Origin of the sequence: Brevundimonas sp. (genome assembly GCF_003248455.1) — a bacterium.
Lineage (GTDB): Bacteria > Pseudomonadota > Alphaproteobacteria > Caulobacterales > Caulobacteraceae > Brevundimonas.
On the sequence record NZ_QFNM01000002.1, the window covers coordinates 1 to 18,288 of the forward strand.

Genomic DNA, 18,288 nt, shown 5'->3' on the forward strand with positions numbered 1-18,288 from the left:
CAAGACGTTTCTCAACACCCCGCTCCCCAAAAACCCCAGGAACCAAAGCCCCCAAGGCCCCAAAGGCCGGCCCGTCTCCGAGCGAGGCAGCCCTATACGCACCGCCCTTTTCCGCAGCAAGCGGATTCTGAAAACCAGGCGAAGATTCTCGCGGAATCGGGATCGGTGAACGCCGCCCTGCGTGGATCACGGCGGCCCGGCTAGGCTCCGCCAAGTCTGGACATCAGTTCGGGATCCTTTTCGGCCGCCACGACCTCGGCGTCGAAGGCGCGCAGCGCTTCGTCTTGGCTGTCGAACCTCATCGTCTGTTCCAGCCTCAGGCTGGCGACGGCGAACCGGTCGCCTTGCTGTTCGAGGGTCACGCCGCTGCGGGCGTGTAGGATTCGTGTTTGCGTCGCTTCGCTCATGGCCCAGGTCTCCGATTTCGCAAAACAACGCGGCAGAACCGGGAATGGCCGCGCCGTTCAGCCATTGGCGATAAGCTGCTCGATTCGCGCGGCGAGGGCGTCGTCATCCACGCCCTCGACAACGATCATCTTCAGGCGCGACTGGCCGCCGCGCGCCAAGCTGACGGCGGATTTCGGCTGGTCCAGGCTCCGGGCGAGGAACCGGATCAGGCCGGCATTGGCCTCGCCGTCGACGGGACGCGCCCGCACACGGATCTTCAGAACACGGCGGCCGGACGCATCGACGTCCCAGCTGTCGATCCGGTCCGAAGCGGCGCCGGGTTGGAGCTTCACGGCCAGGGTCGCCATCGTCTTGCTCACGGATACGAACAGGGGCGCAACGTCGGCTTGGACATCGCGCCCCTTCCCCAAGTTCGACTATCGCCTCGGCGCCTTAACCCAGGGCGGCCATCAGATCCGGCACGGCGGTCTTGTAGTCGGCGACTAGGCCATAGTCCGCCACCTGGAAGATCGGAGCGTCCGGATCCTTGTTGATGGCGACGATGGTCTTGGAATCCTTCATCCCCGCCAGGTGCTGAATCGCGCCCGAGATGCCCACGGCGATGTAGAGCTGGGGCGCGACCACCTTGCCGGTCTGGCCGACCTGATAGTCGTTGGGCGCATAGCCGGCGTCGACGGCGGCGCGCGAGGCGCCGATGGCGGCCCCCAGCTTGTCGGCCAGCGGCTCCATCACCGCGTGGAATTCGTCCGCCGAGCCCAGGGCGCGGCCGCCCGAGACGACGATCTTGGCGGCGCCCAGTTCGGGGCGATCCGACTTGACCATCTCCTCGGAGACGAAAACGGTCTTGGGCGCATCGGCGCCGGCGACGCTCTCCACCGGGGCCGATCCGCCCTCGGCGGCGGCGGCGAAGGCGGTCGGCCGCACGGTGATCACCTTTTTTTCGTCGGACGACTGGATCGTCTCCAGCGCATTGCCGGCGTAGATCGGGCGCACGAAGGTGTCGGGCGACACGACCTCGACGATGTCCGAAATCGGGGCCACGTCCAGCTTAGCGGCCAGACGCGGGGCGAAGTTCTTCCCGTCCGTGGTGGCCGGCGTCAGGATGGCGTCGTAACCGGAGGCCAGCGGCAGGACGGTCGCCTCGACCGCCTCGGCCAGCATCTTGCCAAGACCGGCGCTGTCGGCCAGCAGCACCTTGCGGACCCCGGCGATCTTGGCCGCGCTGTCGGCGGCGGCTTGCGCTCCCTGGCCCAGGACCAGCACGTCCACGTCGGACGACAGGCCGAGCGCGGCGGTCACGGTCTTGTGGGTGGTGTCGCGGACGGTCGAACCGTCGTGATCGGCGATGACGAGGACAGCCATATTACAGCGCTCCCGCAGACTTGAGCTTGGAAACCAGTTCGGCCGCATCCGCGACCTTGACCCCGGCCGACCGCTTAGGCGGTTCGGTCACTTTCACGACCTTCAACCGGTCGGCGACATCGACGCCGTAGTCGGCGACCGCCTTGACGGCGATCTCCTTCTTCTTGGCCTTCATGATGTTCGGTAGCGAGGCGTAGCGCGGCGTGTTCAGCCGCAGGTCCACCGTCACCACAGCGGGCAGGTCGACCGCAAGGGTCTGAAGGCCGCCGTCGACTTCGCGCGTCACGGTCGCCTTGCCGCCGTCGACGACCAGCTTGCCGGCGAAGGTCGCCTGGGGCCAGTCCAGAAGGGCGGCCAGCATCTGGCCTACCGCATTGTTGTCGCCGTCGATGGACTGTTTGCCCATCAGCACCAGGTCGGGCTTTTCTTCCTCGACCACCGCCTTCAGCAGTTTGGCGACGGCCAACGGCTCAAGATCCGCGTCCGACTGGATCAGCAGGCCGCGATCCGCGCCCATGGCCAGGGCCGTGCGGATGGTTTCCTGCGCCTGGGCGACGCCGATGGAGACGACCACGATCTCGTTCGCCGTGCCGGCGGCGTGGTGCTCCTTGCCTTCCTTGAGGCGAACCGCCTCTTCGACGGCGATCTCGTCGAAAGGGTTCATGCTCATTTTGACGTTGGCCAGATCGACGCCCGACTGATCCGCCTTGACGCGGGCCTTGACGTTATAGTCGATCACCCGTTTGACGGGGACGAGTACCTTCATGGGTCTATCCGTGAAATCGCCTGAATGATGGAGCGGTCGCGAAGGCCTGTCAACGTAACGCCGCGTCAGGTTTCCTGGCCGTCGTCCTCTAACGGATCCCGAGATGAAGCGTTTCCTGACATTCCCCAGGCTGGCGATGCTGTTCGGAGCCGCCTTCGCCGTGGTGCTGGCGGGCATTTTCGTCCTGCAGACCTATTGGGTGAACCCGGGCGCGCGCTGCGAGGCCAAGGGCAGCTGGTACGATATCGAAAGCCGCACCTGCGCGACGCCCATCTATATTCCCGACATCACCGGCCGCCCCGCCGGCGTGACGCGCGCCGAAGCCTCGGCCGAGAAGAACAAGGATCTGGTGCGCCTGGAGGACGAGGTGAACGCTCAGCAGCGCGCCGTCCGCGCCGAGGTCGCCCGGGAAAAGGCCGAACTGGCCGCCCGCCAGGGACGTTGACGGCCGATACGGCGGTTCAGCGGGTCGCGCCCGGCTTCCACTTGATGTCGCCTGCGCCATTGGCGTTGGCGCGTCGGGCGGCGACGAACAGGTGGTCCGAAAGCCGGTTCAGATATTTGACGGCCGCCTCGTTCACGGCCTGCCCCTCTTCGACCAGGCGCACGGCTTCGCGTTCGGCCCGGCGACAAACGGTGCGCGCCAGGTGCAGATGCGCCGACAGCGGCGCCCCGCCGGGCAGGATGAAGCTGTCGAGCGCCTTCAGGCTCTCGTTCATCCAGTCGATTTCCTGCTCAAGCCGTTCCACCTGGCTGTCGATGATGCGCAGCGCCTCCCAGGCCGGCGGCGGGTCCAGCGGCGTGGCCAGGTCGGCGCCCAGGTCGAACAGTTCGTTCTGGATACGGCCTAGCATGGCGTCGATTCGGTCGTTCTGGCCGCTGTTCAGCCGGGCGACGCCGATGACGGCGTTCAGCTCGTCCACCGCTCCATAGGCTTCGACCCGGGCGTCGCTCTTGGAAACGGGCGCGCCAGAGGCCAGCCGCGTCCGGCCGCCGTCGCCGGTCCGGGTGTAGATCTTGTTCAGCGTCACCATGGTCAGCCCCCCCGCGTCGCCTTCCACATCATGCCGACCGCCAGCAACAGCACCGCCACCGCCTGAAGCGCGACCCTCAGGCGCATCAGCCGATTGGAGTGGGTCCGCGCATAGTCTCCACCGCGAAACAGCGAATAGAGACCCAACCCAAGCGTCACCGTCACGGCGGCGATGGCGACGGCGATCAGGATGTCGAAAATCTGCATGGGCTCGTTCTAGACCCGGTTGGCGAGATGGCGCCAGCGCAGCGCGCGCGAGACGCCGCCATGAGGCTCCGCTTGAGCCGCAAAGTTCCCCGGAACCTGAGGTGAAGATTGAGGGAGGCCTTGCCGAACCCTGTTTTCTTTTTTGCGGCAACCTAAGCCATTTGGTGACGATTTCGCGCCTAGGATGATCGCATGACCGATCGCGCCGTCCGCAGCCTGGAACATCTGAAAAGCTCCGCCTCGACGGCGAGGGTGCTCAATCTGCTGCGGGTCTGGGAAGAGAACGGCGACAGCGGCCCGGACGGCGCGGTGCGCAACCCGGAATGGGCCGCCTATCCGATCTTCCGCACCACGGCGCTGAACCGCGCCCTGATCATCAAACATCGCCTGCGCCGCAACGAGACCGACCTGTTCACCGGCCGCCGCCAGGTCGTCACCAAGGTCGTCATCCCCATCGACGACGCAGACCTGAAGACCGGCGGCCGCTACGTCTTCGTCGACCAGATCGGTTTCGAACGAATGATGATGGAGGCGTTCGGCGTCGCGGCGAACCATCCCGATATCGAGACCCTGCGCCTGATCGACAAACTCCCGTCGCTCGATCCCTTCCTGTTGCGCGAGCAGCTGCGCCGCGGCGGGCTGGACCCGGCGCCCTGCTATTTCTCGATCAGCGACAGCGACCTGCAGCGGATGCTGGCCTTCGTGCGCAGCGAGATCGAGCCGCTGGTCACGCTCAGCCTGGGATCGGACACGGTGGCGGTGAACGCCGATTCGGCCGGACGCATGGCGGCCAAGATCCTGTCGAACACCCCTGGCGATCAGTTGGACGCCCTGCGGCTGACGCTGCGCCTGGCGCCGGAACAGTATCAGGAGGGCGTCTTCTGCTGGAAGGGCTTCCTCTATTACAAATGGACCCTGGCGGCCCTGCTGGGCGAGGTCGCGGGCGTCGCCGAGGCCGTGCGCACCATCCGCCCTGTCGGCAAGGTCGACCGCGCCGCCAAGGAATATCTGGCCCGCAGTCGCGACGTCCTGCGCGGTCGCATCATCAAGACCTGCGACGAGGTCAGCCGGACCCTTCGCATCTATGACGACGCCTATTCCAAACTGACCCAGGAGGGCCGCCCCACGGCCTTCCGCGACTTTCTGCTGGACGCGCCGTCCATGTTCGCCAAGCTGGGCGACCAGCTGGGCGCGGTCCAGCATATCGTCAGCTACTGGCGCTTCCGCTTCGGCCCCGGCGCCGCCCCGGTCAATGTGGAGGAGTTGATGGACATCTTCATGGACTTCGAGACCGGCCTCCTGGGCCGCGGCGAACTTCCCGACGACATCAGCATGATCGCGGCCTGACGTCCGATCAGTGCGCCTCATCCCAGTTGGCGGCGGCCCGGGCGTCCACGACCAGGGGCACGGTCAGGGCGACGGCAGGTTCGGCGGCGTTTTCCATCACGCGACGGATGACGGGTATCGCGGCCTGGGCCTCGGCTTCAGGTGCTTCGAACACCAGTTCGTCGTGGACCTGGAGCAGCATCCGCGTCGCCAGGCCCGCCTCGACCAGGGCGGCCGGCATGCGGATCATGGCGCGGCGGATGATGTCGGCGGCCGCGCCCTGGATCGGGGCGTTGATGGCGGCGCGTTCGCCGAACTGGCGCTCGGCCCCCGACTTGGAGTGGATCGCGGGAATGTGGATGCGCCGGCCGAACACGGTCGAGACGAAGCCGGCCTGGCGCACCTCGGCCTTGGTCCGGTCCATATAGTCGCGGATGCCGGGGAAACGTTCGAAATAGGTCTTGATATAGGCCCCGGCCTCGCCCTGATCGATGCCCAGCTGGTTGGCCAGGCCGAAGGCGGAAATGCCGTAGACGATGCCGAAATTGATCGCCTTGGCCCGGCGGCGCGTCTCGGACGGCATGCCCTCGACCGGCACGCCGAACATTTCGCTGGCGGTGGCGGCGTGAATGTCGAGCCCCGCCTTGAAGGCGCGCTTCAGCTCGGCGATGTCGCCGATATGGGCCAACAGCCGCAGTTCGATCTGGCTGTAGTCGGCGCTGATCAGCACGTGGCCGGGCGCGGCGATGAAGGCCTGGCGAATCTCTCGCCCCGTCTCCGTGCGGATCGGGATGTTCTGCAGGTTCGGATCCGAGGACGCCAGGCGCCCGGTCGAGGCGGCCGCCAGCTGATAGCTGGTGTGCACCCGGTCTGTCGCCGGATCGGCTGCGGCGATCAGGGCGTCGGTATAGGTGCCCTTGAGCTTGGACAGCTGGCGCCAGTCCAAAATGGTGCGCGGCAGGTCGTGGCTCAGCGCCAGGTCCTCCAACACGCTGGCGTCGGTGCCCCACTGGCCGCTGGCGGTCTTCTTGCCGCCCGGCAGGTTCAGTTCGCCGAACAGGATGTCGCCGATCTGGCGCGGCGACCCGATGTTGAAGGGGCGGCCGGCGATCCGCTCGGCCTCGGTCTCCAGTTCGGCCATCCGCAGGCCGAACTCGCTGGACAGGCGCTTCAGCCGATCCGGGTCGATGCGAATCCCCGCGGTCTCCATGTCGGCCAGGACCGTCGGCATCCCCCGCTCCAGCGTTTCATAGACGGTGGACAGGCCCTCGCGCGCCAGGCGAGGCTTCAGAATGCGCCACAGGCGCAGCGTCACGTCCGCATCCTCGGCGGCGTATTCCGAGGCGGGCCGCAGGGCCACGTGCTTGAACGATTTCTGGCTCTTGCCGACGCCCGCCACGCTCTTGAACGGGATCGGGTCGTGGCCGAGATGCAGCCGCGCCAGCTCGTCCATGCCGTGTCCGTGCAACCCGCCCTCCAACACGTAGGAGATCAGCATGGTGTCGTCATAAGGGGCGATGCGGACGCCCCGGCGCGCCATCACGGCGATGTCGTATTTGGCGTTCTGCAACACCTTCAGGACCGAGGGGTCTTCCAGCAGCGTCTTCAGCTTGGCCAAGGTGGTCGGCTTGTCCAGTTGCTGGATCGGTTCGCGCGGTTCGGCCGCCTCGCCGAACAGGCCGCCGTCGCCCGCCTGCGGCTCGTGCTCGTGGGTCAGGGGGATGTAGCAGGCCGCATTCGGCCCGATCGCCAGCGATACGCCGCACAGGCCGGCGTGGGTCGCCGACAGGGCGTCGGTCTCGGTGTCGAAACCGACTACCCCGGCCTCGGTCGCGCGCGCGATCCAGCGATCCAGCGCCTCTTCGGTCTGGACGCATTCATAGGTCGAGTGATCGAAGCTGTGGACCTCGGTCGGCGCCGCGACCGCCTGGCCATAGCGCGGCGTGGCGACGGGCGCGCTCAGGTTCGGGGCGCGCTTGGGCGCGAAGGCCGAGGTCTCGCTGGGGCCGGCCTTGCCGTCGCCGACGCGCCGCTGCAGCGACCGGAACTCCATCGTTTCCAGGAAGGCCGACAAGGTTTCCGGGTCGGGGTCGCGCACGGCGAAATCGTCGATAAGTTCCGGGGCCGGCGCATCGCAGGTCAGGCGCACCAGTTCGCGCGACAGGCGGATCTGATCGGCGAAATCGATCAGGGTCTGGCGTCGCTTGGGCTGTTTGATCTCCTCGGCGCGCGCCAGCAGCGTGTCCAGGTCGCCGTATTCGTCCAGCAACTGCGCCGCCGTCTTCGGCCCGATGCCGGGCGCGCCGGGCACATTGTCGACGCTGTCGCCGATCAGGGCTTGCAGATCGACCATTTTCTCGGGCCCGACGCCGAACTTCTCGAACACCTCGGCCTCGGCCAGGCGTCGGTCCTTCATCGGGTCCCACATGACTACGCCGCCGCCGATCAGCTGCATCAGGTCCTTGTCGGAACTGACGATCACCGCCTCCCCGCCCGCGTCGCGCGCCTTGCAGGCGTAGGTGGCGATCAGATCGTCGGCCTCGTAGCCCGGCAGTTCCACGCAGTGCACGCCGAACGCCGCCGTCGCCTGGCGCACCAGCGGAAACTGCGGGATCAGGTCTTCGGGCGGCGGGGGCCGGTGGGCCTTGTACTGGTCGTACAGGGTGTTGCGGAACGTCTTTTCCGAATGATCGAAGATGGCGACCAGGTGGGTCGGTCCGTCCGCGCCCTTCATGTCCTTCAACAGCTTCCAGAGCATGTTGCAATAGCCCTGGACCGCGCCGACCGGCAGGCCGTCCGACTTGCGCGTCAAAGGCGGCAGGGCGTGGTAGGCGCGAAAGATATAGGCCGAGGCGTCGATCATCCACAGCCGCAGCGCGGGCCCGTCCTGGGTCAACGGTCGGTCGGTCTCAGTCGTTTCGGGCGCGGTCGTCTCGGTCATGCCCGGAACATAGGGTGCCCGAGGGCGCGCGTCAGTGTCAGAATTCCGTCCAGCTCGAACCCGGATCGCGCTGGCCGGGTTGGGCCTGCTGCTGACCCCAGGACACGACCATGAAGGCCTTGTGGCTGCGGATGCGATAACTGCCGATCATCGGGGTCACGGCGCCCAGGGGCGCGCCCGTCTTGGCCTCGTAGAGAAAACCCGAAAATTCCGCGACGCCCACGCGGTCGCGGTGGCTGTAGACCGACAGTTCGGGCAGGGAGACGACGTTGAACGTCTCGTTGATCGGGATGCGCATCTCGGGAATGCCGAAGACCCGCCGCATCTGCTCCAGCGACAGGGCGCCGGCGCGGATTTCGAACACGGCGTTGGCGTCGTCCTTGGTGCGGGCCAGGCTGAAGCCCGCGTCCGAGATGGCGCCCCGGATGGCGCTGACGGCGTAATGGGCGCCGTCTCCCTGGAAATAGGCGTCGTCCACGAAGACCGACGCCCCCAGCGGCAAGGGCAGCACCAGCCCCTCGATCGCCCGGTCGGAGGCGCGGGCCAACAGCAGCTGTTCGGTGGCCGTGCGCCCCGTATTGCTTTCGGTGGTCGAGGCGCAGGCCGACAGCACGCACGCCGCAGCCGTCAGCGCCGTCCCCGCGCGCAAACGCATCACCAGACCCCGGTGTTGGTCATCGAAGCCCAGGGTTCCGCCGGCGCCAAGGGCGCGCCTTTCTGAAGGAGTTCGACGGAAACGCCGTCAGGCGATCGGACGAAGGCCATGTAGCCGTCGCGCGGCGGACGATTGATCGTCACGCCGCCGTCCATCAGCGTCCGGCAGGCGGCGTAGATGTCGTCGACCTCATAGGCCAGGTGCCCGAAGTTGCGGCCGCCCTGATAATCCTCGGGCTCCCAGTTGAAGGTCAGTTCGACCTCGGGACACCGCTCCGCAGCCGACTGGGCCAGATTCTCGGGCGCGGCCAGGAAGACCAGGGTGAACCGGCCGGCCGCGTTCTCCGTGCGTCGCACTTCCTTGAGCCCCAGAAGGTCGCAATAGAAATGCAGCGAGGCGTCGAGGTCCTTCACGCGGACCATGGTGTGCAGATAGCGCAAAGGCGAGGCTCCGTCCAAACAGGTTCCCTAGCAATCCTATAGACCGGGATCGCCCGACTTCGCGACTGAACTGAGGTTACGGCCGAAAGCAGGCGAGAGCCTGATTCACGCTTCAGGCGTAACCGCGAAAACGGTCCCGTCTAAAACGATCAGTGCTTAATGGGCCTCGGGCGCGCGCGCCGCCGGGCTCAGATATTCGTTCTCATCGTGCGGGTGGGCCGACAGGACGAAACGGCGGTCGCAATAGCCGCATTCGATGAAGTCGTCCTCGCCCATGTCCATATAGACCAGAGGATGGCCCAGGGCGCCGCCGCCCCCGTCGCAGGCCACGCGCTTGGTGGAGACGACGATCTCTTCGGGCGGGGGGATGATGGCGTCGGCGTGGCGCGTGGGCATGATGCGGTCCGGGTCTGGGAGGCTGCCGACCCCTTGGCCGGAGCGAAATCTGAGACGCGACCGACGAAAGGCCGACGCGACCGATTTCCGCTCTAAGCGGGCCGGGCCGGAAGGTCAAACCTCGGCGGGCTTGCTCCGGCCCAGCAGGCGATCCATCAGGGCCTTGCGCTTCTTGAACAGCGTCAGCCCCAGACATCCGGCCCCGACCCACAGACCGACCTCGCCCACGACCGCCAGCCCCGCCGCCGCCAGGGCGGCCTGGCTCATGTCCATCTGGCCAATCTTGCCGACCCACAGGGCCAGGCCCGCCCCGACATAGCCGACCGCGCAGACAGCCATGGCGAAAAATCCGATCAGGCGGGTGCGCGTCATACGAGGTCTGACAGACGGCGTCGTCATAATGTTCTCCATCAAGTCGAGTTGTCCTATGACAAGGAACCTAGACATCCCGACCTCATAAGTCAAGGGTCATTGACATAAAGTCTGGCCCGCTTGTCTCTTAATACGGCTTGGCCAGCTTGGCGGATGGTCCAGCGCGCCCTACCTATGCGCCTCGCCACGCCGCCCTGAGTGAAGCCATGCCCGAGACCCTCGCCCTGCCCGACAACGCCATCGCGGTGCGGGGCCTGAAGAAGACCTACGCCGGGTCCAAGAAATCGCCGCCCAAGATCGCCCTGCGCGGCGTCGATCTGGTTATCCCACGCGGTTCCGTCTTCGGCCTCTTGGGTCCGAACGGCGCCGGCAAATCCACACTGATCAACATCCTGGCCGGGGTTGTGAAGAAGTCCGAAGGCTCCGTCGTCATCTGGGGCCGCGACATCGACAAGGAGCCGCGCGACGCCGCCGCGGCCCTTGGGGTCGTGCCGCAGGAGATCGTCGCCGACGTCTTCTTCACCCCGCGCGAGTCCCTCGAGGTCCAGGCCGGCTTCTACGGCGTGCCCAAGAACGAGCGGCGTTCCGACGAACTGCTGGCGGCGCTGGGTCTGTCGGACAAGGCTGACGCCTATGTCCGCGCCTTGTCGGGCGGCATGAAGCGCCGCCTGATGGTGGCCAAGGCCCTGGTCCACAATCCGCCGATCCTCATCCTGGACGAACCGACGGCGGGGGTGGACGTCGAACTGCGCCGACAACTGTGGGCCTATGTCCGCCGCATCAACGAAGAGGGCGTCACCATCGTCCTGACCACCCACTATCTGGAAGAGGCGCAGGAGCTCTGCGACACCATCGCCATCGTCAATCGGGGCGAGGTGGTGGCCTGCGAGCCGACGCCGCAACTGCTGCGCCGGCTGGATAGCCGAAACGTGGTGGTCACGCCCGAAACGCCACAGGCGACGCCGCCCGCCCTGCCGGGCTTCGAGGTCACGCCGCGCCCCGGCGGCGCCTTCGCCGTGGCCTACAAGAAAGGGCAGTCTTCGGTGGAGCAGGTCATCAACGCCGTCCGCGCCGCCGGCGTGACCATCGCCGACATCACCACCGAGGACCCGGACCTGGAAGACGTCTTCCTGGCCCTGACCTATGGCGACGCCTCGCGCGTCGATCCGACCCGGGATTAATCGACCTCCGCCAGGAATTCGAAGATCGCGGCGCGGGCCTCGGGCTCGTCCAGCATCGGGGCGTGGCCCACCCCGGGAACCTCGACATAGACCATGTTCGGCGCCGCCTTTCTCATCCGCGCGGCGATGTCGGCGCTGAGCAGGTCGGATGTCCCGCCGCGCACCAGCAGAGTGGGACGTTTGCGCGCCATCCGCCGGAACATCGGCCACAGGTCGGGGACCAGGGCCTTCGCCCCCGCCGCCTGGATCGGCACGGCGATGTCGGGATCGTAGTCCAGCGCGACGCGCCCATCCGGCAATTCGCGGAAGATGCGGCGCGCGAAAGCCTCCCAGTCCGCATCGCCGTAATGCGGGAAGGCCACGGCGTTGATCCGCCGGGCATAGGCCGCCGCATCGGCCCAGGACCAGATTTCGACCGGCTGGCCGCTGTAGGCGGCGATGCGCGCCAGACCCTCGGGCGCCACTTCCGGCCCGATGTCGTTCAGCACCGCCGCGACCACTGCCCTGGGCCGCATCGCCGTCAGCGCCATGGTGATCAGACCGCCCATCGAGGTGCCGACGAAGACCGCCCTCGCGATCCCCGCCTGGTCCATCAGGGCTAGAGCATCCTGGGCGTAGATGTCGGGCCTGTAGGTCATCGGATCGGGCGCCCGATCCGACAGGCCGCGCCCGCGCACATCGACCGCCAGGACACGCCGGCCGCTCTGGGCCAACAGGGGGGCGACGGCTTCGAAATCCGCGCTGTTTCGGGTCAGGCCGTGGATGGCGATGATCGGCGTTCGCGCCACGCCGCTTCCCGGCGCATAGTCGCGAGCGAACAGACGAAGGCCGCCCGGCGCGGTCCAGCGCCGCTCCGAGAAGGGCCTTGCGTCAGGCGACTGCGGATAGGTCATTGAGATTTCCTCCGACGTTTTCGTCAGAGTAATTCACCGGACGACGAAATGCGACGCCCTTAGAGGTCCACCGTGTCGTGCACGAAGGCGTCCAGATCGCCGCCCGCGAACAGATATCCCTTCACCCCCGCGCGCCGCCCGGCCTCCAGATCGGTCGGCTGATCGCCGATGATGAAGCTGCGGGCGGGATCCAGATGGTGTTCGGCGATGGCGCGTAACAGCATGCCCGGATTGGGCTTGCGATCTGGATGGTCCGGGTGACGATAGCGCGCCTCGACCGCGTCGGCATGGAAGGGGCAGGCGTAGACGGCGTCGATCACCGCGCCCTGTTCGGCCAGGGCCTCGATCAACAGGGCGTTGAAGGCGTGCATCCGCTCTTCGGTGAACAGGCCCCGCGCCACGCCCGACTGATTGGTGACGATGACGGTGCGATAACCGCCTCGGTTCATTCGCCGCACGGCCGCAGCGGCGCCCGGCGTCAGCTTCAGGTCCTCGGGGCGATGCGGATAGCCGCAGTCCTCGATCAGGACGCCGTCGCGATCCAGAAAGGCGGCGGGGGCGGCGGTCATGCGTCCAGTCTCAACAGTTCGGAGAAGGCGGTCATCAGGTGATAGAGGCTGGACGCCGGCGCGGCTCGATCCTGCGGCCGACCGTCCGCATCGTAGCTGTCGATCCATAGCCCCGGCACGGCCGTCGCCAGATGGGTGTCCAGGATGCGGTCGATCAGGTCGACGGCGCCGTCGTCGCCGAAGCTCAGGGCCGTGCGCGCCGCCTCGGTCTGGGCCCACAGCCGTCGCCCCGCATCCAGGGGCGCGCCGGTCGGGTCGATCTCCCGAATTACGAAACCGTCGCGGCGCCCTTGCGTCATGGCGCGACGATGAAGCGCCTTGGCCGCATCGTCCGCCGCCGGATCCAACGTCCTGGCCTGGCGCAGCAGCCAGGCCCACTCTTCCAGATGGCCCGGCTCGATCACCCGCCCCTGGTGCGGATCGAGCCGCCAGTCTTCGCCGAAGTATTCGCGGATCGCGCCATCGACCAGGAAATGACGCCGACACAGATCCAGCGAGACGCCCGCCGCCCTCGCGAACGCCGGATCGGCGGCCGTCGCTTGCCAGGCCAGCATCGCCTCCAGCATATGCATATGCGGGTTCTGGCGACGCGGCAGGCGCGGCGGCAGGGCCTCGTGCCAACCGCCGTGGGGGGCGGTCATTTCCCTGTCGATCGCCTCCAACGTCTGCAGCGCCAGCGGCCGCGCGCGCGAATCGCCCAGCACGCGATGGGCGGCGGCCAGGGCGAACAGCACGAAAGCCAGGTCGTAGAGATCCGGCGCCGCGTCCGTCACCGCCCCTTTGTCGTCGGTCGCGCCGATCCACAGCCCGTCGTCGCGGCGTCCGCTCGCGATCAGACAGTCCAGCCCCGCCTGGGCCGGGCCGCGCCCCCCCGCCCAGCCCAGGGCCGTCGCTTCGCAAAAGACATAGATCTGGCGCGCCTGGACGCGGGTGCGCCGACGCTGGCCCACGACGGGACGACCGTCGAAATCCAGTTGTTCGAAAAACCGCCCGCCGGCGTCCAGCCCCCGGTCGGCCCATAGCGGCAGGGCGTGGTCGAACAGCCAGTTCGAGACCCTTGTCTGGGCGGCGGCGCGGGCGATCATGGCGCTGGCTTAGAGCATGATCCCGGCCCCCGCCAAGCGAAAGCGACGGTAGCAAAGGGCAACGCGATGTGACGCCGCATGATTTGGCCCGCGCGTCCGATCTTGCTAGGACGGCGCGACAGATGACGGCCCAAGTGGCGTCCTTGACGCGGCCCGGCCCGACGCCGCCCCGATCCCGTTACGGAGAGTGCGACCCCCATGATCCCCTTCATCGACCTTCAGGCCCAGCGCCTGCGTCTCGCCGGCAAGATCGAGGCCGCCGTCCAGGAGGCCGTCGTCGGCGGCGCCTGGGTCATGGGTCCGCAGGTTCGCCGGTTTGAGGCCGATCTGGCCGCCTTCGGTCAGGCCAAACACGCCCTGGGCTGCGCCAACGGCACTGACGCCCTGGCCCTGCCGTTGATGGCCTGGGGCGTCGGACGCGGCGATGCGGTCATCGTCCCCAGCTTCACCTTCGCCGCCACGGCCGAGGTCGTGCCCTGGTTCGACGCCGAGCCGGTCTTCGTCGATGTGGACGCCGAAACCTACAATATGGACCCGGCCGCGCTGGAACGGGCCATCGAGGGGATCAAGGCCGAGGGTCGGTTGACGCCCCGCGTGGTCATCGCCGTCGACCTGTTCGGCCAGCCCGCCGACTATCCGGCGATCAAGGCGATCTGCGACAGGCACGGGCTGAAGCTGATCTCGGATTCGGCGCAAGGGTTCGGCTGCACCATCGACGGCGCCCATCCGTTGAAATGGGCCGACGTCACCACCACCAGCTTCTTCCCGGCCAAGCCGCTGGGCTGCTATGGCGACGGCGGGGCGGTGCTGACCGACGACGACGAACTGGCTCAGCTGATGGATTCCGTGCGGGTGCACGGCAAGGCGGTCGCGGTGGATCTGAAGGACCGCACCTTCGACCACGACCCCAAATATCTGAACATGCGCATCGGCCTGAACAGCCGTCTGGACACCATCCAGGCCGCTGTCCTGATCGAGAAGCTGAAGGTCTTCGGCCAGGAGATCGAATGGCGCAACCGCATCGCCGGCCGCTACAACGACGCCCTGCGGCCCCACGTCGCCAAGGTCCCCGACGTGCCGACGGGCAACATCTCCAACTGGGCGCAATATACGATCGAACATCCCGACCGTGACGGACTGGCCGCGCACCTCAAGGCCAACGACGTGCCCACCGCCGTCTATTATCCGATTCCGCTGCATCTTCAGCCGGCCTATGAGCACTATCCGCGCGGCGCCGGAGGCCTCCCCGTGACGGAGCGGCTGAAGGACGTGGTCGTCAGCCTGCCGATGCACGCGGATCTGGACGCCGAGACCCAGGACCGCATCGTCGCCGCCGTCGCCAGCTACAAGGCCTGAACCCGATGCCCAACACCGCCCCCCTCAAGTTCGGCGTCGCCGGCGTCGGCGTCATGGGCCGCAACCATGCCCGCGTCGCCTCGGAGATGCGCGAGTTCGACCTGACCACCGTCTTCGATCCCGACGCCATCACGGTCGAGGGCGTCGCGGCGGCCTATGACGCCGCGCCCGTCACCACGGTCCAGGCCTTTGTCGACGCCGGCCTGGACGCCGCCGTCGTGGCCACCCCTAACCGTGTCCATGCCGAGATCGGCGTGGCCCTGCTGGAAAAGGGCGTCCACGTCCTGGTCGAAAAGCCCATCGCCGCCACCGTGGCCGACGCCCAGCGCATGATCGACGCGGCCAAGGCCAACGACCGCGTCCTGATGGTGGGCCAGGTCGAACGGTTCAATCCGGCTGTCGAGGCGGTCAAGCGCGCCGTCGACGGCGACGAGATCATCTCGATCCAGATCACCCGCGTCGGCCCCTTCCCGCCCCGGATGGGCGAGGTCGGCGTCGTCATCGACCTGGCCGTGCACGACATCGACATCATCCGCCACCTGACCGGGTCCGAGATCGTCGAGGTTCAGCCTCAGCTGGCCCGCACCCGCGCAGACCGCGAGGATACGGCCCTGTTGCAGTTCCGACTGGACAACGGCGTGATCGCCCACATCACCACCAACTGGGTCACGCCCTACAAGACCCGTACGCTGCAAGTCGCCACCAAGACCAAGTTCGTCGTCGCCGACCTGATCACCCGCCAGGTGACGGAATATTTCGGCCAGCAGCCCGACGGCTCCTACTCGACCCGGATGCTGAACAGCTGGCCGGCCGAGCCGCTGAGGAAGGAGCTGGAAGCCTTCGCCCGCGCCATATCCAGCGGGGAGACCCCGGCCGTGACCGGCGAGGACGGCCTGCGCAATCTGGAAGTCGCCTTGCGCTGTCTGGGCGAAGCCTAGTTCTCGCCGCAAAACCTGGGGAAGAAGCCCGAATGCGCCGTCCGAACCGCCCGTCTTTCAGCCTGCCTCTCGGTCTGGCCGCCGCCATCCTGATCGCGGCCCCGGCCCATGCGGACACCCGCTTCCTGTCCTACAACGCCTCCGACCGCATCACCCAGGCCCTGACGAAGGGGGTCACGCTGGAAGTGCGGCGTGGTCTGTTCGGCGCGGTCCAGGTCGAGCGGCTGTTCTCCACCACCGCGCGCGGCACGGCCGGTTTCACCCGGGGCGGCCCCGACGCGGCGCGGCGCGTCCTGCCTGACGGCGCGCAGGAGAACGACATCTACGCCGTGAATCAGGACGGCGACGGCCGGGGCCTGGCCCGCGCCCTGTGCCCCGGCGCCGACGAGGTCTGGCTGATCATGAGCCGGGTGCGCGCGCCGCGTCCCCTGACCATGCAGGCGGTCGGCCGCTGGTCCGACAGCGCCTACCGCCATTGCGTCACTCTGAGTTACGAGTGGCGCGGCGAATGGGCCGCCGCGCCGGCCGCACGCGGAAACGTCGACTGAGCCGCGACGGCCTGATTCGTCCGGCGTCGGACTGTTTCATAATGAGCACGCGCAAGCGGCAATTGTGACGATTTGACTTTTCTGTCCGACAGTGACACTTTCGGCACACGAACGGCGGCGGCCGTTCTGCCGCCACGGAAGATATCCCCCTCCCCGGCGGCGAGAGAGACGAACCTCCCATAGCCCGGCCATCGCGGCCGGGCTTTTTTTACGCCGCGCGCCTGCTAGACGGAGGCATGACCCTTCGCCTCGCCACCTGGAACATCAACTCCGTCCGCCTGCGCATCGACCAGGTCGCCCGTTTCGTCGCCGACCGCGCGCCCGACGTCCTGATGCTGCAGGAGATCAAATGCACCACGGACCAGTTCCCGCGCGGCGCCTTCGAGGCGATGGGCCTGCCGCATCTGCGCGTGGCGGGCCAGAAGGGCTGGCACGGGGTCGCCATCGCCAGCCGCCTGCCGCTGGAGGACAGCCAAACCTTCCAGGTGTGCAAACTGGGCCACGCCCGCTGCGTCTCGGCCCAGGTCGCCGGGATCGACGTCCAGAACTTCTACATCCCGGCGGGCGGCGACATCCCCGACCGGGCGCTGAACCCCAAGTTCGATCACAAGATGGACTTCTACGAACAGCTGACCGCGCTCGTGGCCCGCCAGGACAAGGCCCGGCCGCTGATCATGGCCGGCGACTTCAACATCGCGCCCGGCGAAAACGACGTCTGGAACCATCGCTACATGTCCAAGATCGTCAGCCATACGCCGATCGAGGTCGAGACGCTGAACCGGCTTCAGGCGGCCGGCGGTTTCGCCGACGTGCTGCGCGACCGCTTCCCCGAACCGCAGAAACTGGCCAGCTGGTGGAGCTATCGCGCCGCCGACTTCCGTAAATCCAATCGCGGCCTGCGCCTGGACCACATCTGGACCTCGCCGGGCCTGACCTCCGCGGTGGTCAGGGACACCGCCCGCATCCACGACGACGTCCGCGAATGGGAACGCCCCTCCGACCATGCGCCTGTGACGGTGGACCTGGACGTCTGAAGGCGGCCGACTTCCCCCGCCGCCCCGATCCTTCAGGGTTGCAGCCGATAGCCGCCCGCGTCGGTCAGCAATAGCCGCGCATGGCCCGGCTCCGGCTCGATCTTCTGGCGCAGCCGATAGATATGGGTCTCCAGCGTGTGGGTCGTGACCCCGGCGTTATAGCCCCATACCTCGGTCAGAAGTTCCTCGCGCGACACCGGCTTGGCCCCCGCGCGATAGAGGTATTTCAAGATGTTGGTTTCCTTCTCGGTCAACCGCACCTTCTTGCCCTTGGCGTCCATCAGCACCTTGGCGGCGGGCCGGAACTCATAGGGACCGATGGTGAAGACCGCGTCCTCGGACTGTTCGTGGCTGCGCAGATGAGCGCGGATGCGGGCCAGCAGCACGGCGAAGCGGAAGGGCTTGGTCACATAGTCGTTGGCCCCGGCGTCCAGGCCCAGGATCGCGTCGGCGTCCGCCGACTGGGCCGTCAGCATGATGACCGGGGTCGATACCCCGTCCTTGCGCAACAGCCGACACGCCTCGCGCCCGTCCATGTCCGGCAGGTCGACATCCAGCAGGATCAGATCGGCGCGAATCTCGCGCCCCATCCGCACCCCGTCCGTGGCGGTCGCGGCCTGCTGGGTGCGAAACTCCTCGTGAAGGTTCAACTGCTCGGCCAGGGCCTCGCGCAGGTCGTCGTCGTCGTCGATGATCAGGATGGTCTTGGGCGTGGGCATGGACAGACAATGGCGAGGCTTGACCCCCGCGCCAAGGCTTGAGGGTGCGAATATTCACA

The 18,288-nt window shown here is 67.4% G+C and carries 22 protein-coding genes; 7 read left to right on the top strand and 15 right to left on the bottom strand.

From position 1 onward, the window contains the following. Positions 1 to 200 precede the first annotated feature (200 nt). The 4 genes from DI624_RS00615 to DI624_RS00630 form a co-directional block, all read right to left on the bottom strand. Positions 201 to 407 (bottom strand): hypothetical protein, encoded by a 207-nt coding sequence (locus DI624_RS00615; protein WP_291535404.1) that lies wholly within the window; start codon positions 405 to 407, stop codon positions 201 to 203. Between the two features lie 57 nt (positions 408 to 464). Further along, positions 465 to 767, bottom strand: coding sequence for a DUF167 domain-containing protein (locus tag DI624_RS00620; RefSeq protein WP_314187550.1), 303 nt, complete (start codon positions 765 to 767; stop codon positions 465 to 467). Positions 768 to 840: 73 nt separating this feature from the next. Next, the gene (locus tag DI624_RS00625) at positions 841 to 1,770 is read right to left on the bottom strand and encodes an electron transfer flavoprotein subunit alpha/FixB family protein (protein ID WP_291535406.1); all 930 of its coding nucleotides are present in this window, start codon (positions 1,768 to 1,770) and stop codon (positions 841 to 843) included. 1 nt (position 1,771) lies between these two features. After that, positions 1,772 to 2,536: an electron transfer flavoprotein subunit beta/FixA family protein gene (locus tag DI624_RS00630; RefSeq protein ID WP_291535407.1), complete on the bottom strand. Its 765-nt coding sequence runs from the start codon at positions 2,534 to 2,536 to the stop codon at positions 1,772 to 1,774. 103 nt (positions 2,537 to 2,639) lie between these two features. Between DI624_RS00630 and DI624_RS00635 the strand changes: the two genes are divergently transcribed. Further along, positions 2,640 to 2,981, top strand: a complete 342-nt coding sequence (locus DI624_RS00635) for a hypothetical protein (protein WP_291535408.1) — start codon at positions 2,640 to 2,642, stop codon at positions 2,979 to 2,981. Positions 2,982 to 2,997: 16 nt separating this feature from the next. Here DI624_RS00635 and DI624_RS00640 read toward each other — a convergent pair whose 3' ends face one another. Together DI624_RS00640 and DI624_RS00645 are read right to left on the bottom strand one after the other, a co-directional pair. Next, positions 2,998 to 3,570 (bottom strand): cob(I)yrinic acid a,c-diamide adenosyltransferase, encoded by a 573-nt coding sequence (locus tag DI624_RS00640; RefSeq protein ID WP_291535409.1) that lies wholly within the window; start codon positions 3,568 to 3,570, stop codon positions 2,998 to 3,000. Between the two features lie 2 nt (positions 3,571 to 3,572). Beyond that, positions 3,573 to 3,776, bottom strand: a complete 204-nt coding sequence (locus DI624_RS00645; protein ID WP_291535410.1) for a twin transmembrane helix small protein — start codon at positions 3,774 to 3,776, stop codon at positions 3,573 to 3,575. A gap of 192 nt (positions 3,777 to 3,968) precedes the next feature. Here DI624_RS00645 and DI624_RS00650 point away from each other — a divergent pair, with 192 nt between their 5' ends. Continuing rightward, a complete protein-coding gene (locus DI624_RS00650) occupies positions 3,969 to 5,123 on the top strand; it encodes a hypothetical protein (RefSeq protein ID WP_291535411.1) in 1,155 nt (384 codons plus the stop codon). Positions 5,124 to 5,130: 7 nt separating this feature from the next. Here the strand turns inward: DI624_RS00650 and polA are convergent, their stop codons facing one another. The 5 genes from polA to DI624_RS00675 all read right to left on the bottom strand — a co-directional run bounded on the left by polA (position 5,131) and on the right by DI624_RS00675 (position 9,906). Continuing rightward, the gene (polA, locus tag DI624_RS00655; RefSeq protein WP_291535412.1) at positions 5,131 to 8,043 is read right to left on the bottom strand and encodes a DNA polymerase I; all 2,913 of its coding nucleotides are present in this window, start codon (positions 8,041 to 8,043) and stop codon (positions 5,131 to 5,133) included. 37 nt (positions 8,044 to 8,080) lie between these two features. Then, positions 8,081 to 8,698: a DUF6655 family protein gene (locus tag DI624_RS00660; RefSeq protein ID WP_291535413.1), complete on the bottom strand. Its 618-nt coding sequence runs from the start codon at positions 8,696 to 8,698 to the stop codon at positions 8,081 to 8,083. Next, positions 8,698 to 9,138: a VOC family protein gene (locus DI624_RS00665; RefSeq protein WP_291535414.1), complete on the bottom strand. Its 441-nt coding sequence runs from the start codon at positions 9,136 to 9,138 to the stop codon at positions 8,698 to 8,700. The genes DI624_RS00660 and DI624_RS00665 overlap by 1 nt, the downstream gene beginning before the upstream one ends. A 156-nt stretch (positions 9,139 to 9,294) precedes the next feature. Continuing rightward, the gene (locus DI624_RS00670; RefSeq protein WP_291535415.1) at positions 9,295 to 9,534 is read right to left on the bottom strand and encodes a zinc-finger domain-containing protein; all 240 of its coding nucleotides are present in this window, start codon (positions 9,532 to 9,534) and stop codon (positions 9,295 to 9,297) included. A gap of 114 nt (positions 9,535 to 9,648) precedes the next feature. Continuing rightward, on the bottom strand, positions 9,649 to 9,906 hold the full coding sequence (locus tag DI624_RS00675; RefSeq protein ID WP_291535416.1) for a hypothetical protein: 258 nt from the start codon (positions 9,904 to 9,906) through the stop codon (positions 9,649 to 9,651). A gap of 206 nt (positions 9,907 to 10,112) precedes the next feature. Here DI624_RS00675 and DI624_RS00680 point away from each other — a divergent pair, with 206 nt between their 5' ends. After that, positions 10,113 to 11,087: an ABC transporter ATP-binding protein gene (locus tag DI624_RS00680; protein WP_291535417.1), complete on the top strand. Its 975-nt coding sequence runs from the start codon at positions 10,113 to 10,115 to the stop codon at positions 11,085 to 11,087. On the opposite strand, the gene DI624_RS00685 is transcribed toward DI624_RS00680, so the two are convergent. Genes DI624_RS00685 through DI624_RS00695 form a run of 3 tightly spaced genes read right to left on the bottom strand, consistent with a single transcriptional unit; the run spans position 11,084 to position 13,634 of the window. Next, the gene (locus tag DI624_RS00685; protein WP_291535418.1) at positions 11,084 to 11,980 is read right to left on the bottom strand and encodes an alpha/beta fold hydrolase; all 897 of its coding nucleotides are present in this window, start codon (positions 11,978 to 11,980) and stop codon (positions 11,084 to 11,086) included. The two genes, DI624_RS00680 and DI624_RS00685, sit on opposite strands and share 4 nt — an antisense overlap. A 59-nt stretch (positions 11,981 to 12,039) precedes the next feature. Then, on the bottom strand, positions 12,040 to 12,549 hold the full coding sequence (locus DI624_RS00690) for an HAD family hydrolase (protein ID WP_291535419.1): 510 nt from the start codon (positions 12,547 to 12,549) through the stop codon (positions 12,040 to 12,042). Further along, complete coding sequence (locus tag DI624_RS00695; protein ID WP_291535421.1) at positions 12,546 to 13,634, bottom strand: AGE family epimerase/isomerase; 1,089 nt, start codon at positions 13,632 to 13,634, stop codon at positions 12,546 to 12,548. The genes DI624_RS00690 and DI624_RS00695 overlap by 4 nt, the downstream gene beginning before the upstream one ends. A 198-nt stretch (positions 13,635 to 13,832) precedes the next feature. On the opposite strand from DI624_RS00695, the gene DI624_RS00700 reads away from it, so the two are divergent. From DI624_RS00700 to DI624_RS00715, 4 genes are all read left to right on the top strand, one after another. Further along, entirely contained in the window at positions 13,833 to 14,990 is a 1,158-nt protein-coding gene (locus tag DI624_RS00700) for a DegT/DnrJ/EryC1/StrS aminotransferase family protein (RefSeq protein WP_291535423.1), read from the top strand. 5 nt (positions 14,991 to 14,995) lie between these two features. Next, complete coding sequence (locus tag DI624_RS00705; RefSeq protein ID WP_291535424.1) at positions 14,996 to 15,928, top strand: Gfo/Idh/MocA family oxidoreductase; 933 nt, start codon at positions 14,996 to 14,998, stop codon at positions 15,926 to 15,928. Positions 15,929 to 15,960: 32 nt separating this feature from the next. Further along, the gene (locus DI624_RS00710) at positions 15,961 to 16,476 is read left to right on the top strand and encodes a hypothetical protein (RefSeq protein WP_291535425.1); all 516 of its coding nucleotides are present in this window, start codon (positions 15,961 to 15,963) and stop codon (positions 16,474 to 16,476) included. Between the two features lie 236 nt (positions 16,477 to 16,712). Then, positions 16,713 to 17,510 (top strand): exodeoxyribonuclease III, encoded by a 798-nt coding sequence (locus tag DI624_RS00715; protein WP_291535426.1) that lies wholly within the window; start codon positions 16,713 to 16,715, stop codon positions 17,508 to 17,510. A gap of 32 nt (positions 17,511 to 17,542) precedes the next feature. On the opposite strand, the gene DI624_RS00720 is transcribed toward DI624_RS00715, so the two are convergent. Beyond that, complete coding sequence (locus tag DI624_RS00720) at positions 17,543 to 18,229, bottom strand: response regulator transcription factor (RefSeq protein WP_055755062.1); 687 nt, start codon at positions 18,227 to 18,229, stop codon at positions 17,543 to 17,545. Between the last annotated feature and the right edge of the window lie 59 nt (positions 18,230 to 18,288).

Excerpts from the sequence above, each read along its gene's own strand:
- DI624_RS00670 (WP_291535415.1), bottom strand. The coding sequence starts at position 9,534 with ATGCCCACGCGCCACGCCGACGCCATCATCCCCCCGCCCGAAGAGATC.
- DI624_RS00715 (WP_291535426.1), top strand. The coding sequence starts at position 16,713 with ATGACCCTTCGCCTCGCCACCTGGAACATCAACTCCGTCCGCCTGCGC.
- DI624_RS00650 (WP_291535411.1), top strand. The coding sequence starts at position 3,969 with ATGACCGATCGCGCCGTCCGCAGCCTGGAACATCTGAAAAGCTCCGCC.
- DI624_RS00660 (WP_291535413.1), bottom strand. The coding sequence starts at position 8,698 with ATGCGTTTGCGCGCGGGGACGGCGCTGACGGCTGCGGCGTGCGTGCTG.
- DI624_RS00685 (WP_291535418.1), bottom strand. The coding sequence starts at position 11,980 with ATGACCTATCCGCAGTCGCCTGACGCAAGGCCCTTCTCGGAGCGGCGC.
- DI624_RS00645 (WP_291535410.1), bottom strand. The coding sequence starts at position 3,776 with ATGCAGATTTTCGACATCCTGATCGCCGTCGCCATCGCCGCCGTGACG.
- DI624_RS00700 (WP_291535423.1), top strand. The coding sequence starts at position 13,833 with ATGATCCCCTTCATCGACCTTCAGGCCCAGCGCCTGCGTCTCGCCGGC.
- polA (WP_291535412.1), bottom strand. The coding sequence starts at position 8,043 with ATGACCGAGACGACCGCGCCCGAAACGACTGAGACCGACCGACCGTTG.
- DI624_RS00690 (WP_291535419.1), bottom strand. The coding sequence starts at position 12,549 with ATGACCGCCGCCCCCGCCGCCTTTCTGGATCGCGACGGCGTCCTGATC.
- DI624_RS00680 (WP_291535417.1), top strand. The coding sequence starts at position 10,113 with ATGCCCGAGACCCTCGCCCTGCCCGACAACGCCATCGCGGTGCGGGGC.
- DI624_RS00705 (WP_291535424.1), top strand. The coding sequence starts at position 14,996 with ATGCCCAACACCGCCCCCCTCAAGTTCGGCGTCGCCGGCGTCGGCGTC.
- DI624_RS00630 (WP_291535407.1), bottom strand. The coding sequence starts at position 2,536 with ATGAAGGTACTCGTCCCCGTCAAACGGGTGATCGACTATAACGTCAAG.
- DI624_RS00625 (WP_291535406.1), bottom strand. The coding sequence starts at position 1,770 with ATGGCTGTCCTCGTCATCGCCGATCACGACGGTTCGACCGTCCGCGAC.
- DI624_RS00710 (WP_291535425.1), top strand. The coding sequence starts at position 15,961 with ATGCGCCGTCCGAACCGCCCGTCTTTCAGCCTGCCTCTCGGTCTGGCC.
- DI624_RS00720 (WP_055755062.1), bottom strand. The coding sequence starts at position 18,229 with ATGCCCACGCCCAAGACCATCCTGATCATCGACGACGACGACGACCTG.
- DI624_RS00635 (WP_291535408.1), top strand. The coding sequence starts at position 2,640 with ATGAAGCGTTTCCTGACATTCCCCAGGCTGGCGATGCTGTTCGGAGCC.
- DI624_RS00675 (WP_291535416.1), bottom strand. The coding sequence starts at position 9,906 with ATGACGCGCACCCGCCTGATCGGATTTTTCGCCATGGCTGTCTGCGCG.
- DI624_RS00640 (WP_291535409.1), bottom strand. The coding sequence starts at position 3,570 with ATGGTGACGCTGAACAAGATCTACACCCGGACCGGCGACGGCGGCCGG.
- DI624_RS00615 (WP_291535404.1), bottom strand. The coding sequence starts at position 407 with ATGAGCGAAGCGACGCAAACACGAATCCTACACGCCCGCAGCGGCGTG.
- DI624_RS00695 (WP_291535421.1), bottom strand. The coding sequence starts at position 13,634 with ATGATCGCCCGCGCCGCCGCCCAGACAAGGGTCTCGAACTGGCTGTTC.